Source organism: Rhizobium terricola, from assembly GCF_012927355.1.
Taxonomy (GTDB): Bacteria; Pseudomonadota; Alphaproteobacteria; order Rhizobiales; family Rhizobiaceae; genus Allorhizobium; species Allorhizobium terricola.
In genome coordinates this window covers 1,006,746-1,021,364 of sequence record NZ_JABBGK010000001.1, presented here as the reverse complement: position 1 = coordinate 1,021,364, position 14,619 = coordinate 1,006,746, and the positions used below count along the sequence as shown (strand labels likewise).

Sequence of the window (14,619 nt, the reverse complement as noted above, 5' to 3'; positions counted from 1 at the left end):
ACTTGCCCCCGGCCAGGCGATCATGCCGATACAACGGACAGATTATTGAACGACACCATGGACGACAACGATCTTTTCGCCGGACTGCCGCTCGAACCGAAGGCGGCCGATAGCGCCGTGCCGGCCGCGACACCGAAAGCCGAGCCCGCACGCCCGACGGCATCCCCTGCTCCGACTGCATCCAATGCAGCCCCGGTTTCTGCCGCGCCGACCTCTGGCGGCGACGAATACGGCGCATCCTCCATCCGCGTCCTCGAAGGTCTCGAACCGGTCCGGATGCGCCCCGGCATGTATATCGGCGGCACCGACGAGAAGGCGCTGCATCACCTGTTCGCCGAAGTCATCGACAACTCGATGGACGAAGCCGTCGCGGGTCACGCCAATTTCATCGACGTGCACCTGGACACCGCCGGCTTTCTGACGGTGACCGACAACGGACGCGGTATTCCGGTCGAGCTGCACCCGCAGGTTCCCGGCAAGTCGACGCTCGAAGTCATCATGACCAAGCTGCATGCGGGCGGCAAGTTCGACGGCAAGGCCTACGAGACGTCGGGCGGTTTGCACGGCGTCGGCGTCTCGGTCGTCAACGCGCTTTCCGACCTGCTCGAGGTCGAGGTTGCGCGCAATCGCAAGCTCTACCGCCAGACCTTCTCGCGCGGCGTGCCGCAGGGCGGGCTCGAAGAACTGGGCGAAGTCCACAATCGTCGCGGCACCCGCGTGCGTTTCCATCCCGATCCGCAGATCTTCGGCGACCATGCGAAATTCGATCCGGGCCGGATCTTCCGTATGGCGCGGTCCAAGGCCTACCTGTTTGGCGGGGTGGAAATCCGCTGGTCCTGCGATCCGGGAATGGTGCCGGAAGGTGGCGACATCCCGGAAAAGGCCGTCTTCCATTTCCCCGGCGGGTTGAAGGATTATCTCGCCGCCACGCTCGGCAAGGAATTCACCGTCACGCGCGAAATCTTCTCCGGCAAGACGGAAAAGACCGGCGGTCACGGTGCGCTCGAATGGGCGGTGACCTGGTATGGCGGCGATCCCGCGGTCCACTCCTACTGCAACACCATCCCGACCCCGGAAGGCGGAACGCATGAGGCGGGGCTCCGCATCGCGCTGCTCAAGGGCCTGAAGAACTATGCCGAACTGACGCAAAACAAGCGCGCCAAGGACATCACCACAGACGACGTGATGATCTCGGCGGTCGGCATGCTCTCCGTGTTCATCCGTGAACCGGAATTCGTCGGCCAGACCAAAGACAAGCTCGCAACCGGCGAAGCGCAGAGGCTCGTCGAAAACGCGCTGCGCGATCCCTTCGACCACTATCTTGCCGACAACCCCAACGAAGCGGCCAAGCTGCTCGACTGGGTGATCGAGCGCGCCGAAGAACGCCTGCGTCGCCGCAAGGAAAAGGAAGTCAATCGCAAGACCGCCGTGCGCAAGCTGCGGCTGCCCGGCAAGCTTGCCGATTGCGCCCAGAACACCGCCGAAGGCGCCGAACTTTTCATCGTAGAAGGTGACTCGGCAGGCGGCTCGGCGAAGCAGGCCCGCAACCGAGCCAACCAGGCGATCCTGCCGCTGCGCGGCAAGATCCTCAACGTCGGCTCGGCCAGCCGCGAAAAGCTGATGGCCAACCAGCAGATCGCCGACCTCATCCAGGCGCTCGGCTGCGGGACGCGGTCGAAATACCGCGAGGAAGACCTTCGCTACGAGCGCATCATCGTCATGACCGATGCCGACGTCGACGGCGCCCACATCGCCTCGCTGCTGATCACCTTCTTCTACCAGGAAATGCCGGAGCTGATCCGCGGCCAGCACCTCTATCTGGCCGTGCCTCCCCTTTACGTCATCCGCCAGGGGGCCAAGACCGTCTATGCGCGCGACGACGCCCACCGTGCCGAGCTGATGGAAACCGTCTTCAAGGGCAAGAAGGTCGAGATCGGCCGGTTCAAAGGCCTGGGCGAGATGATGCCCGCGCAATTGAAGGAAACCACGATGGATCCGGCCCTGCGCACGCTGCTCAGGGTGGCAATCGACGAGGTCGATTTCGAAGGCACGCGGGACGCGGTGGAGGCCCTGATGGGCACGAAGCCCGAAGCCCGCTTCCGCTTCATCCAGGATCAGGCCGCTTTCGCCGAGAACCTCGACATCTGACGCGAGCAAGGCGGCGTTCGGTTGAACGCCGTCCGCGAATCGTCCGCACAGGGGTGGCCGGATCACCGGGAGCATCGCTTACCCTTGGCATGCGGTGCCTCCCCTTCGATCGTGTCTGGCAGCGCGGAGTGGCATCCCCAGCGAGACCCTGCACGCAGAACCTCGGTAGAACGCCTGCAGGCCCGACGGCCGGGTCTGGCCGAAGGTCCTTCGTCCCTTTACATCCATCCGCCGACAACAAATTAGTCCACCTGCTCAGGCGGCATTCCACCGCTCGGTCCGAACGCAATGGTTACGAGCCGCAAGCTCTGGGGATGCACCAACATGCATGACGCCCGGCGGATGGGCGGGTTATTTATCCCACGTCCAAGAAGCACACAATTTTGGCCTCTCGGAGCGTCCTCGCGCCCAGTATTGGACGATCGATGAGGCCGCGTTCCGCGCTAGAGCTGCCCCGAAACCGATTTCAGCAGTTCTGATTTGAACGCTGGCTCGCGCCAGCAAGAGTAGCTCAATCCATGTCCATTGCGATCACCAACCTTTTGCGGCGCTTCGCCGTCAGTGCGCTTGCAACGCTTGCCTTCCTCTTCGGCTCTTGGCAGCCAAGCGCCAGAGCGGCGGACATCCAACATGAGGTCTACAGCGGTGAGAGCACCAGGATTGTCGTGAACACATACGGCCAGAGCGCTATCGGATACGACTACCCCAACGGCAACGTTCATGGCACCTTGACGATGGCTCCTGACGCGAGCAGCGATCTGATCTATACCTCCAGCGCCGGTTTCGTCGGAACGGATGTGGTAAAGACCACTGCCTACACTGATCCGGTCACGTGGACCGCGGTGGGCTCGGACACCCACTACATCACGGTCAAACCGAGAATCACCTTTTCCGCAAGCAATTGGCCGAACGCCAAGAAGGGCGAAGTCTACAGCCAATCAGTCACCGCCACCTATAGCGCCAGTTCGACCGTGGTGACATATTCCGTCCTTGATGGCTCGCTGCCGCCAGGACTCGGCCTCGACGGTTCGAACGGCACGATCTCGGGTACACCGACCGCGACGGGGAGCTGGACATTCACCTATCAGGCCTTAAATGCCGATGGATATTCGTCCAGCCAGTCGATGACGTTGAAGGTCGGACCATCCGCGACCAACCATTCGATGACCGTCGCGGCCAACAGCAGCAACAACGCCGTTGCATTTACCGTATCCGGAACCGAACAGGTCTCGGCAGTGTCCTCGGCTGCCCATGGTACAACCAGCCTCTCCGGCTCCACTGGTGCCTACAGCCCGACCGCCGGCTATTCCGGCTCCGACAGCTTCACCTACACGGTGACGGACAGTGCGTCGGGCCTTTCATCGACGGCAACCGTCTTCGTGACCGTCACGCAGCCAACGCTTGCGATTGCGCCATCGGCCTTGCCGGATGGTGTTGTCGGCCAATCCTACTCGGCGACCCTCAGCGCCTCGCTGGGCGGACCGCTCGACCGATTCTCGGTCCAATCCGGAAGCCTCCCGGCGGGACTGACCCTGACGGATGGCGGGATACTTTCAGGGACCCCGACGCAACACGGAACGAGTTCCTTCACGGTCATTGTGCAGGACATCTACGGCGCGACAGGAACGCAGAGCTACGATCTTGTCGTTGCAATCGCACCGCCCGTCGCCGGCAGTGTCAACGCAACGGTTGCCGCGAACAGCACCAACAACAGCATCACCCTCTCGCTCTCCGGAGGAGCGGCCTCCAGCGTCGCCGTCGCAAGCGCGGCCAGCCACGGTACCGCAACGGCCAGCGGCACAACAATCACCTATACGCCGACGGCCGGCTATTCGGGTTCGGACAGTTTTACCTATACGGCGACGAACGCCAGCGGCACCTCCACTGCCGCGACGGTGACGGTCACGGTCACCGCCCCGACGGTCGCCATCTCACCCTCCAGCCTTCCAGCTGGCACCGCCGCTGTCGCCTATAGCCAGACGTTCACCGCTGCGAACGGCACGGCCCCCTACACCTTCGCCGTGACATCAGGCTCCCTGCCCGCCGGTCTGACGCTTTCCACCGGCGGTACTCTCTCCGGCACCCCCACGACTCCGGAAAACCCGACGTTCACCGTGACCGCCACCGACCACCATGGTGCAACCGGAGACCAGAGCTACACGTTGGCAATCGCCATCGCGGCGCCCGTCGCCGGTGATGTCACGACGACGGTTGCCGCCAACAGCAGTAGCAACAGCGTCGCCCTCTCGCTTACCGGCGGAACGGCCAGCACCGTTGCGATCGCAAGCGCCCCGGGCCACGGTACGGCAACGGCAAGCGGCACCTCGATCACCTACACCCCGACGGCCGGCTACTCCGGTTCGGACAGCTTCACCTATACCGCCACCAATGCCAGCGGCACCTCCACCCCGGCCACGGTGACCGTAACGGTCACGCAACCCACCCTCGCAATCTCGCCGACCGGCACGCTGACGCTCCGCGCGGGCGAAGCATTTTCCCAGACATTCTCCGCGGCCAACGGTACCGCACCCTACGACTATTCGATGAGCGGCACCCTGCCGGACGGGTTGACCTTCGTTCCGTCGTCCGGAACACTGTCCGGCACTCCGACCGAAAACGGCAGCTTCTCTCTGACGGTGACGGCGACCGATGCCTACGGCGCATCAACGTCGGCGAGCGTGACCCTCTCGATCGATGAGGCCCTTCCCGTCGCTCCGACCGTCACAACGGCAACGGCGTCCGGCGGCACCGTCACCATCGACCTTACCGATGGCGCGACCGGCGGTCCGTTCACCGGAGCCACGCTGGTCTCGCTGTCGCCACCATCGGCCGGCACCGCAATCATCACCCTCGGCGACACCGCGGCGTCGAGCGGACCGGCCGCCTTTGCCGCGGCTATGACGTCGGGGCGATATCGCCTCCAGTTCAAGGCGAACCCGACCTATACCGGCACTGCCGTCGCCACCTACACGCTGACCAGCGCCGCAGGCACCTCCGCGCCCGCCTCGGTCACCCTCCTTGTCAGCGCCCGCCCGGTGCTGAACGACGACGCCGACATGGTCGGCCTCGTCCGCGCCCAGGCAACCGCAGCCAAGCGGCTGGCCGAGAGCCAGATCGACAATGTCGCGGATCACATGAAGTCACTGCGAGGCAAGGTGTGCCTTGAAAACAGCCTCTCCGTCGCTCTCGGCGACGACGGTGACGGTGCAGCACCAGTCAGCGCCAATGCCGGCTGCTCGCCGATCACCAACGGCGATCTCGCCTTCTGGGCGGCAGGATCCGTCAGTCTCGGCGACAGCGAAAGCCTGGATGGGGAGAGCGCCTTCGACTACGCCACCGTCGCCCTTACCGGCGGCCTGGACTACCGGTTGACCGACACTGTGATCGGCGGCGTTGCCATCGGTTACTCACGCGACCGGACAGACATCGGCAGCAATGGCACGACCAGCCGCAACCGCGCGATGAGTGCCACCCTATACGCCTTGTATCAACCTGGCGGCGGGTTCTTCGTCGACGGCCTGGCCGGTGTCGGCCTCCTCGACTTCGACTCGTTGCGGATCACTGCCGCAAATGGAGCCGAGGCAGAAGCCGAAAGGACCGGCCGTCAGGTGTTTGCCGCGCTGACCGGCGGATACGACCTGAAAAGCGGCGACCTGTCTCTCTCCACATACGGACGGCTCTCGGGCTCCCGTTCGGTGCTCGACAGCGTGACCGAGACCGGCGCCGACTGGGAGAATGCGCTTCTGGGACGCCAGGAGATCGACAGCCTGACCGCGACGCTCGGGTTGTCGGTAGGTTATGACATCGACATCGACGATCTGATCGTCACCCCCGAGCTGACGCTCGATTTCTCGCACGACTTCCTCGACAGCAGCGAGACGGTCGTCACCTATGCCGAAGACGGCTGGCCGATCGACTACGTCATCCCCGGTGAGAGCAGCAGCCGCAACCGCGTGACCGTCGGCTTTGGCGTGACCGTCGCATCGGGCCGCGCGGCCACGCTCAGGGGCCGCTACAGCGCGACCATCGATCCGGGTGGCCTGCAGAGCCAGCGCTTCAGCCTCGACCTCTCGCGCCAGTTCTGACGCACGGTTCGCGGGGCGCTCATGTGCTCAGCCGCTTCTCCATGAACAGGCTGAGCGGATCGGGCCGATAGCTGCCGAACGGGGCGATCTCGAGATAGCCGAATCGTCGGTAGAGGCCAATCGCCTCCGGCTGCAGCGTCCCCGTCTCCAGCCGGATAGCGGAGAAACCCAGTCTTCGCCCCTCCTCTTCGATAGCCTCCATCAGGAGCCGGCCGATCGATAGCCCACGGGCGGCGGGATCGACGAACAATCGCTTGATCTCGGCCGTGCCGTCTCCGCTGGCAACAAGCGCGCAGCAGCCGACGATTTCGCCGGCATGGCGGGCGACCAGAAAGGAGACCTCGGGTCGCTCGAGCGAGGACACATCGACCAGATGATTGCTCTCGGCCGGATAGAGGCTCGCCATATAGGCATCGGACTGCGTGAGCAGCCGCAACACGCCGGGTTGGCGCGGCAGTTCACGGGCGACGGATACGGACACGACATTCGGCCTCTTGTTGGTGTCGGATCCGGTAATCTTGGGGGCCTCGGCTTTGTTGCGTCAAGGACGTGATGCGGTGTCTCCACCGTCTTGCTTTGGCTGCAATCCTCTGTTTCAAAAGGCTCCCGCCGCCATCCCAAGATCATCCGGACCGCCCCATGCAGACAGCGCTTATCGTAATGACCATCCTCGGCTGCGACGACACCGTCACCAACTGCCACTACGTCGCGACCGCCCAGGAGCACTTTGTCTCGGTCGAACTCTGCGACGCGGCATCCGAACGGGTCCTCGAAGGTTACTCGAGCGTCAGCTATCCGACGGTCGTCGCCGTCTGCCAGCCGCCGGAGGATAAGGCTGCAGAAATCCCCGCACCGCCCGCCGGCGCGCAGCTGCCTGCCGAAACGGCCCTGACGCCGGCACCGCTCCCTGGCCCGGCCGCGACCCTGCCTGAGGAAGAACGCCAGTCGCTGGCGGCGCGCGCCGTCTCGAAGATCCGCAAGGTGCTTCCCGATACGGCCGACATCAAGATGGTGTTCGAGACCCCGCTGCACGTCGTCTCCGACAGCTATTCCTGGGTCGCCAAGAAAATCTCGCGCCAATAGGTTCCGTTCGCCTCAGGCGACGAGCGCAAATCCGGAGGCGTAGTCCCGGGCGCGGCGCCGTTCTTCCGCGATAGAGAGCTTCTCGACCATCTCCATGAGCTCCGCCGCTGCAGCAGACGGCGCGCCTAGGCTGCGGTGGCGTTCGACCAGCAGGGCCGCGATGTTGTCCAGCTCCGCACCGACCGAGGCATGTGCAGCGTTCCGCCAGAGCATCACGGCCTCGACGAAGACGGCACTGACGTCCCGGGCAAGGCCGATCGATTCGAGGAGCGCCCTGACCGCATGGAACCGGGCCGTCGCCAGGATCGAACGCACCCGCCGCTCTTCGAGACCCGACAGGGAGACGAGCGCCGTGGCAAAAAAGTCGGTACGCCCGACGCAGAGCGCATGCATCAGGAAGGCTGGCGTCAGCCGACCGTCCGCGCGCAGTTGCTCGACGAGAGCCGGCAATTCGTCGGCGGAAATGGTGGCGAGGATCGCCATGGTCGCCGCGGTGCCCGCTTCGCGCGTGATCCGGTCAATGCGACGCGTGCCGATCGCGGCGCGCACCAGGCCGCAACCCGTCAGGGCTTCGGTGACGAACTGTACGAGAAGCTGGCGAACGGGAGCCGGCAGGTCGTCGCGATCGAGCAACAGCGCGCGCACCTGCTCGCTACGACCATGCCGCTCGGCAATGCGGCGCAAGGTCAGTCGGGCGATGGAGGCGCTGGCATTTTCAAGGAGTACGGCCACTTCCTCGGCATCCCCGACCTCGGCCAGGGCAGCGGCGACGCCACGCGAGAGCGAAGGACGGGCGGCAATCAGCGCACGTGTCACCGCGCTGCCGCGACCGGCGAGATCGACGAGATCCGAATCGGCGAGAACGGGAGAGTGAAGGATCGGCAGGGAGGCGATTTCCGGCTGGTCGTCGGCGAGCGACACCATGAGGGCCCGCGGCGCTTCGGAGGAAGAAGCCAGCGCCTCGGCCAGCGCCATGCGCACACGCGGCGACGGATCGTCCAGCAGATAGGTCATCGCCACATGGGCCGCCTGCCGTTCGGCCGGCGCCATGGCGGATCTGAGGTAAGCGCGGGCCAACGCATTGGCTGCTCGCGCACGGTCCCCCGCCTTTGCCGTTTCCACCCAACGAAGAAAAGCCGCAACGATCACTTTGAAAAACCCAACCCGAGCGAGAAGTGCCACGCGTGGTCATGCGACCACGGTTTCACGCTAGCGGCAAAACGTTTAAGAATTGGTTCACCATATTCATTAACCGCGGGATACGCCCCTTGCTTCGTCAGCCTGCACCGACCCTTTCCGGACGAGAGATCCGCGCGATCCTGCTGATAGAGGACACTGCGGCAACGTTGCCGGCTGCCGAAGGCCATCAAGCCGTTGCAATTCCCGTGGGAGACGATGTGGACAGCTTCCGGCGCGCAGCTGAAAGGCTGGCCGACCTTCGCCGTCAATCACCCGATACCGCGGGACTGATTCTCCTCACCGCGACGCTCGATTACGAAGCGCTGGACGCCTGTCTGCCGGTTGCGATCGGCGCACGGCCGGCTGGGGTCATCGTGACGGATCTTTCGAACGGATCGGAACTGCAGCGCATCGATGTCGCGCTGTCGGTTGCGGAAGCCGTGGCCGGTGTCGAGCCGGGCACGACGGCGATCATCGGGATATGCGGGGACAATGCCGCCGGCCTGCTCGCATCCTCCAGTTTTGAAGGCAAATCGCGGCGGCTCGTGGCACTGGGGCGCAATGCGGCAAGCCTTGCCCAATCGCTCTTCGCCGATCGATCGCACGAGTCACTGAGCGCCGGATTGACCGCGCTGGCTGGAGCCGCCGCCGGTGTTCCTATCATCGACTGGCTCGATCCGAGTCTTTTCGGGGACGACCTGCATGAGGCCTGCAACAAGGCCCGAGTCAACGGTTTTTCGGCCCTGCTGACAAGCAATCCCGACCACCTCAGATCGATCGCCGATGCCTATTCCTGATCGCGCACGGGTGCCTTGGGACGCAGAAGTTCAAAGACCGGCTGGATCTCCGCATAGTCCATGTAGCCCATCCGCGTGACCGGCCGTGCCAGGCCCGCGTCGAAGCGACCTTCCCGGATGACCCTTTCGTCGATGTGAATGCCGACCACCTGCCCGAACACCGCGTGACTGTCGGACGGCTCTCCCTCGATGGTCTTCAGCGTGTGGATCTCGGTGACCCGGCATTCGAGCACCACACAGGCCTCCCCGACATAGGGCGCCTCGACCAGCCGTCCGGACAAACGCGTCACGCCGGCAATCTCGAATTCGTCGGTACCGTAGGGCACGGCCACGGAGGACGCGTTCATCTGCAAAAGCAGATCGGCGCTGACGAAGTTCGTCGTGAACGCGCCGGTCTCTTCGGCATTGCGCAGCGTGTCCTTGCGACCGCTCGACGAGAACATCACGATCTTGGGATGATCACTGACGGCGTTGAAGAAGGAATAGGGCGACAGGTTGAACGAACCGTCCCTGCCCTTCGTGCCGATCCATCCGATCGGACGCGGCGCGACGATCGCCTTGAACGGATCATGCGCCAACCCGTGGCGATTGTCGCGCGTCTCGTAGAACATCAGGCCTCGCCGACCCAGGTGACCACGTCGGCAAGCGCCGGACGCGGGCGCTCCGTGGCGGGGAAAGTGGTCGAACCGACATGGATGAAGCCCGCGACCTTCTCGCCCGGCATGACGCCGAGCAGCGGATAGGCACGCTCGTCATAGGAGAACCACTCGGTGAGCCAGTTCGAAACGTAGCCGACGGCATTGGCGGCCATCAGCAGGTTGAGGCAGACCGCACCCGCCGACATCAGCTGTTCCCATTCCGGGATCTTCACATGCGGGCCGGCCTTGCTGATCACGCCGATCACCACCGGCGCCCGGGTGAAGCGCGTGCGCTCCACGCCGATCATCTCTTCGGAGAGCTCCGGGTTCTTCTCCAGCGCCATGGCGAGAAGCGCCTCGCCGATCCTCACCCGCTCCTCGCCGCGATAGACCACGAAGCGCCACGGCGCCAGCTTGCCATGGTCAGGCACGCGCACGGCAAGCGTGAGAATCTCCTCGATCTCGGCGGTCGACGGACCGGGCTCGCACATCTGGAAGGCCGGAATCGAGCGGCGAACGGCGAGATAGTCGACGAGTTTGATATCATTTTTCATTTTCGAATACTTTCACGGCTGGTCTTGCGGTCGCGACGTCTTGAAATTGCCATCGCATTCGGATTGAAGTTGCTGCCATTGGTGAGGAAGTCAACCTGTTGTGTCATTCATGAACGGCCATAAAAACACTGTCCGCTTCGTCGTCGTGGTGGTGTCGACGGTGATCGCGTTTGCACCTGCACGCGGCGAAGACGCCTTCAAAGCGTTCAAGCAGCTCGACAGCTCCGTCAAGATGCCGAAGCTCAATGCGTTCTCGCCCAATCTCGGCGCTACCTTCGAGCAATCGACGGTGCGCAATGTGAGCCTGGAGGCCAAGCTCACCAATGACGGCGAACCGATGCAGCAGGGCCTGTCCTGGCGCGTCTTCAGCCCGATCCCCGGTGACGACGGCAAACTTCCCTTGCTGGCAAGCGCCGAGGGCGGTTCGGCTGACTTCCAGCTCGAACCCGGCGACTATTTCGTCAACGTTTCCTTCGGCCGCGCCGGCGCCACCAAGAAGCTGATGGTGCCACGCGAGGGCGAAGTCGAAAAACAGGTGCTCGTGCTCGATGCCGGCGGTGTCGTGCTGAATGCCGTCTCCGGCTCCGATACCGGAATTCCGGCGAAGGACCTGAAGTTCGACGTCTATTCCTCGGAAGTCCAGGACGACGGCGAACGGGGCCTCGTCATCGCCGACGTCGCACCGAATACCATCGTGAGGCTGAACACCGGCACCTATCACATCGTCTCCGAATATGGCTCCGTGAATGCGGTGGTGCGCGCCAACATCAAGGTCGAGGCAGGCAAGCTGACGGAAGCGACGATCCAGCACCGCGCCTCGCAGATCAACCTGAAGCTCGTCTCCGAACCTGGCGGCGAGGCGATCGCCGACACCGCCTGGTCTGTCCTGACCTCATCGGGCGACATCGTGGCCGAAAGCGTCAGCGCCTTCCCGGTCATGGTGCTGGCCGAAGGCGAATATTCCGCCGTCGCCCGCAACAAGGACAAGATCTACCAGAAGGATTTTGTCGTCACCGCGGGCCGCAATACGGATGTCGAGGTGCTGCTCACGCAGTGAGTAGCCGGCTCATAACGCCGGTTCGAGCTTCCTGAGCCGCTTGCGGCGGCGAACGGGCGCCATGGCGAAGACGGCGTCATAGAGCTTGAGCAGCAGTTCCTTGCGGTCGCCGATCTGGCGCAGGTCATCCCAGCACATGACGGGACCGAGACGCGCGGTGATCGTCGAGCCCGAGAGACGCCGGAACTCGCGAATCAGGAGCGAGATACGCAGCGTGAGCGACAGCTTGCTGGCAATGTGGAACAGGCGGCCGTTCTGCCCCTCGAAAAACACCGGAATGACGTTTGCTCCCGCCGACTGGATGAGTTTTGCCGGAAAGATCTTCCACGGCAGGTCTTCTGCCCGGCCGAAACCCTTCTTGGCCGTCGCAACGCCGCCGGCGGGGAACACCACGATCGTCACGCCTTCCTTCAGCAGACGCACTGCCTCATGGCGGGTCTTCATGTTGATGGCCATCGCTTCCTTGGTCTCCTCGAAAGAGACCGCAAGCGAATAGGGTGCCATCTCCGGCACCTTCAGCAGCTCGTTGTTGATCAGCACGCGGAAGGGTCGGCCGAGCTGTTCGGCAAGGGCGAGCACTGCAATGCCGTCGCCGATGCCGAAAGGATGGTTGGCAACGATGACGATCGGGCCCGCGGGCAGTTCATAGGGAGGCCAGTTGCCCTGGACGCTCAGCGTCACGTCGATCAAGTCGAGCATCTTGCCAAAGACCCGGTCGGTCTTGCCGACGATGTCCTTGCGCCAGATGTCGTAGAGGCGTGCGAAACGGTCCCTGCCCGACAATCCCTCGATCGAACGGATGAACCAGCGCTTGAGGCGCGGGTCCCGCTCGTTGGCATAGGTCAGTTCTTCGAAACGCACTTGATCCCCCGCCGTCGACGCCGTCATCCTTCACGCTGGCGATCGCCGTATAACAACAAGATGACAGTAGTCTGACAGGGCCGGAAAGAACCGGCCCTGTCGTTGATGTGCATCAAGCCTTTGCTGCCCGAGCGGCAAGCCGGCGCTTCTGGTCCGGAGGGGTTGCCTCGAAGCTCAGCGAGGAGATCGCCTCGTCGAGCGTCATCGACACCTGGTCCTGCGAACCCAGCCGGCGAATGTTGACGGTGCGCTCTTCGGCCTCCCGCTTGCCGCAGACGATGATCACCGGAACCTTGGTCACCGAATGCTCGCGAACCTTGTAGTTGATCTTCTCGTTGCGGAAGTCGGTCTCGACCTGCAGACCCGCATCGCGCAACGCGTCGGCGACGTCCTGGCCATAGGCATCAGCCTCCGAGGTAATGGTCGCGACAACCACCTGCGTCGGCGCAAACCACAGCGGCATGTGACCGGCGAAGTTCTCGATCAGGATGCCGAGGAAACGTTCCATCGAGCCGCAGATCGCCCGGTGGATCATCACCGGCTGCTTCTTCTCCGAATTCTGGTCGATGTAGAAGGCACCGAAGCGTTCGGGCAGGTTGAAGTCGACCTGCGTGGTGCCGCACTGCCAGTCACGGCCGATCGCATCCTTCAGGGTGTATTCGAACTTCGGACCGTAGAAAGCGCCCTCGCCCGGCAGGATGCCGGTCTTGATGCGCCCGCCGGACTGTTCCTCGATGGTCTTCAGAACCTCCATCATCACGGCCTCGGCGCGATCCCAGAGCTCGTCGGAACCGACGCGCTTGTCCGGACGGGTCGAGAGCTTGACCACGACTTCCTGGAAGCCGAAGTCCTCGTAGACCGAAAGGATCAGGTCGTTGATGCGCAGGCACTCCGCCGCCATCTGCTCTTCGGTGCAGAAGACGTGCGCATCGTCCTGCGTGAAGCCACGCACGCGCATCAGGCCGTGAAGCGCGCCCGATGCCTCGTAGCGGTGTACGAGGCCGAATTCGGCGAGACGCACGGGCATGTCGCGATAGGACTTCAGGCCATGCTTGAAGATCTGCACGTGACCCGGGCAGTTCATCGGCTTCAGCGCGAAGACGCGCTGGTCGGCTTCCTCGTCGTCGGGATGGGTGAAGGCATGGGCGGACTTCACCGCGAACATGTTTTCCTGGTACCAGCCCCAGTGACCGGAGGTTTCCCACAGCGACTTGTCGAGCACCTGCGGCGCGTTGACTTCCTGATAGGTCCCGGACAGTCGGCGACGCATGTAGGACGACAGCGTCTGGAACATGCGCCAGCCCTTGCCGTGCCAGAAGACCACGCCCGGCCCTTCCTCCTGGAAGTGGTAGAGGTCCATTTCGCGGCCGATCTTGCGATGGTCGCGCTTCTCGGCCTCGGCGAGGACATGCAGGTAGTTGTCGAGCTGCTCCTGCTCGGCCCAGGCGGTGCCATAGATACGGGTCAGCATCGGCCGGGTGGAATCGCCACGCCAGTAGGCGCCGGCCACCTTCATCAGCTTGAAGGCGGTACCGATCTGGCCGGTCGAGGCCATATGCGGGCCACGGCAGAGGTCGAACCAGTCGCCCTGCTTGTAGATCTTCAGGTCCTGGCCCTCAGGGATCATATCGACCAGTTCGACCTTGTAGGCCTCGCCCTTGTCCGCGAACACGTCACGCGCCTTGTCACGCGACCACACTTCCTTGGTGAAGGCGGCGTTCTTCTGGATGATCTCCTTCATCTTCTTTTCGATCTTCGGAAGATCTTCGGGCGTGAAGGGCCAGTCCTCGCGGGTGTCCGGATGGACGCGCTTGAAATCGTAATAAAAGCCGTTCTCGATCACCGGGCCGATGGTCACCTGCGTGCCGGGCCAGAGCTCCTGCACGGCCTCGGCCATGACATGCGCCGCGTCGTGGCGGATCAGTTCGAGCGCGCGCGGATCGGTGCGAGTGACGATCTCGATGGTGCCGTTCTCGATCGGATCGGCAAGGTCGCGCAATGCGCCGTCGAGCGCGATGGCAACGGCCTTCTTGGCGAGCGACTTGGAGATCGATTCGGCGACGTCACGACCGGTGGTGCCGGCGGGAAACGCACGGACGGAACCATCGGGAAATGTAAGGGAAACGGATTCAGACATGGTTTTCTCCTTATCCAGTCCCGCCAACGAATGCGGGTGGTAAAAAAAGGCCGGCGCAGCCGGCTATCAACGGGCCGCGT

Annotated in this window: 11 protein-coding genes; 5 read left to right on the top strand and 6 right to left on the bottom strand. The window is 63.7% G+C overall.

All coding sequences use genetic code 11. From position 1 onward, the window contains the following. Nucleotides 1–57: 57 nt before the first annotated feature. Nucleotides 58–2,148, top strand: a complete 2,091-nt coding sequence (parE, locus tag HHL25_RS04775) for a DNA topoisomerase IV subunit B (protein ID WP_169589576.1) — start codon at nucleotides 58–60, stop codon at nucleotides 2,146–2,148. A 518-nt stretch (nucleotides 2,149–2,666) separates the two neighbouring features. Beyond that, the gene (locus tag HHL25_RS04770; protein ID WP_169587769.1) at nucleotides 2,667–6,233 is read left to right on the top strand and encodes a putative Ig domain-containing protein; all 3,567 of its coding nucleotides are present in this window, start codon (nucleotides 2,667–2,669) and stop codon (nucleotides 6,231–6,233) included. Between the two features lie 19 nt (nucleotides 6,234–6,252). Here HHL25_RS04770 and HHL25_RS04765 read toward each other — a convergent pair whose 3' ends face one another. Beyond that, nucleotides 6,253–6,714 (bottom strand): GNAT family N-acetyltransferase, encoded by a 462-nt coding sequence (locus HHL25_RS04765; RefSeq protein ID WP_315853025.1) that lies wholly within the window; start codon nucleotides 6,712–6,714, stop codon nucleotides 6,253–6,255. Between the two features lie 158 nt (nucleotides 6,715–6,872). Here HHL25_RS04765 and HHL25_RS04760 point away from each other — a divergent pair, with 158 nt between their 5' ends. Beyond that, nucleotides 6,873–7,316 (top strand): hypothetical protein, encoded by a 444-nt coding sequence (locus HHL25_RS04760; protein WP_169587767.1) that lies wholly within the window; start codon nucleotides 6,873–6,875, stop codon nucleotides 7,314–7,316. Between the two features lie 12 nt (nucleotides 7,317–7,328). Here the strand turns inward: HHL25_RS04760 and HHL25_RS04755 are convergent, their stop codons facing one another. Continuing rightward, nucleotides 7,329–8,465 (bottom strand): DUF2336 domain-containing protein, encoded by a 1,137-nt coding sequence (locus tag HHL25_RS04755; protein ID WP_169587765.1) that lies wholly within the window; start codon nucleotides 8,463–8,465, stop codon nucleotides 7,329–7,331. A gap of 35 nt (nucleotides 8,466–8,500) precedes the next feature. Here HHL25_RS04755 and HHL25_RS04750 point away from each other — a divergent pair, with 35 nt between their 5' ends. Continuing rightward, nucleotides 8,501–9,292 carry a hypothetical protein gene (locus HHL25_RS04750; protein WP_169587763.1) on the top strand — a complete coding sequence of 264 codons (792 nt, stop codon included), beginning with the start codon at nucleotides 8,501–8,503 and terminating at the stop codon, nucleotides 9,290–9,292. Here HHL25_RS04750 and HHL25_RS04745 read toward each other — a convergent pair. Both HHL25_RS04745 and HHL25_RS04740 read right to left on the bottom strand, forming a co-directional pair. Continuing rightward, nucleotides 9,283–9,903 carry a flavin reductase family protein gene (locus tag HHL25_RS04745; RefSeq protein WP_169587761.1) on the bottom strand — a complete coding sequence of 207 codons (621 nt, stop codon included), beginning with the start codon at nucleotides 9,901–9,903 and terminating at the stop codon, nucleotides 9,283–9,285. The two genes, HHL25_RS04750 and HHL25_RS04745, sit on opposite strands and share 10 nt — an antisense overlap. Beyond that, on the bottom strand, nucleotides 9,903–10,484 hold the full coding sequence (locus HHL25_RS04740; RefSeq protein WP_169587759.1) for a nitroreductase family protein: 582 nt from the start codon (nucleotides 10,482–10,484) through the stop codon (nucleotides 9,903–9,905). Before HHL25_RS04740 ends, HHL25_RS04745 begins: the two co-directional genes overlap by 1 nt. Before the next feature lie 109 nt (nucleotides 10,485–10,593). Between HHL25_RS04740 and HHL25_RS04735 the strand changes: the two genes are divergently transcribed. Continuing rightward, on the top strand, nucleotides 10,594–11,541 hold the full coding sequence (locus HHL25_RS04735) for a hypothetical protein (protein WP_205927710.1): 948 nt from the start codon (nucleotides 10,594–10,596) through the stop codon (nucleotides 11,539–11,541). 9 nt (nucleotides 11,542–11,550) lie between these two features. Here the strand turns inward: HHL25_RS04735 and HHL25_RS04730 are convergent, their stop codons facing one another. Then, nucleotides 11,551–12,402 carry a lysophospholipid acyltransferase family protein gene (locus tag HHL25_RS04730; protein WP_169587756.1) on the bottom strand — a complete coding sequence of 284 codons (852 nt, stop codon included), beginning with the start codon at nucleotides 12,400–12,402 and terminating at the stop codon, nucleotides 11,551–11,553. A 112-nt stretch (nucleotides 12,403–12,514) separates the two neighbouring features. Then, complete coding sequence (gene thrS / locus HHL25_RS04725; protein ID WP_169587754.1) at nucleotides 12,515–14,539, bottom strand: threonine--tRNA ligase; 2,025 nt, start codon at nucleotides 14,537–14,539, stop codon at nucleotides 12,515–12,517. Nucleotides 14,540–14,619: the final 80 nt, after the last annotated feature.

Excerpts from the sequence above, each read along its gene's own strand:
- parE (WP_169589576.1), top strand. The coding sequence starts at position 58 with ATGGACGACAACGATCTTTTCGCCGGACTGCCGCTCGAACCGAAGGCG.
- HHL25_RS04770 (WP_169587769.1), top strand. The coding sequence starts at position 2,667 with ATGTCCATTGCGATCACCAACCTTTTGCGGCGCTTCGCCGTCAGTGCG.
- HHL25_RS04760 (WP_169587767.1), top strand. The coding sequence starts at position 6,873 with ATGCAGACAGCGCTTATCGTAATGACCATCCTCGGCTGCGACGACACC.
- HHL25_RS04745 (WP_169587761.1), bottom strand. The coding sequence starts at position 9,903 with ATGTTCTACGAGACGCGCGACAATCGCCACGGGTTGGCGCATGATCCG.
- HHL25_RS04740 (WP_169587759.1), bottom strand. The coding sequence starts at position 10,484 with ATGAAAAATGATATCAAACTCGTCGACTATCTCGCCGTTCGCCGCTCG.
- HHL25_RS04735 (WP_205927710.1), top strand. The coding sequence starts at position 10,594 with ATGAACGGCCATAAAAACACTGTCCGCTTCGTCGTCGTGGTGGTGTCG.
- thrS (WP_169587754.1), bottom strand. The coding sequence starts at position 14,539 with ATGTCTGAATCCGTTTCCCTTACATTTCCCGATGGTTCCGTCCGTGCG.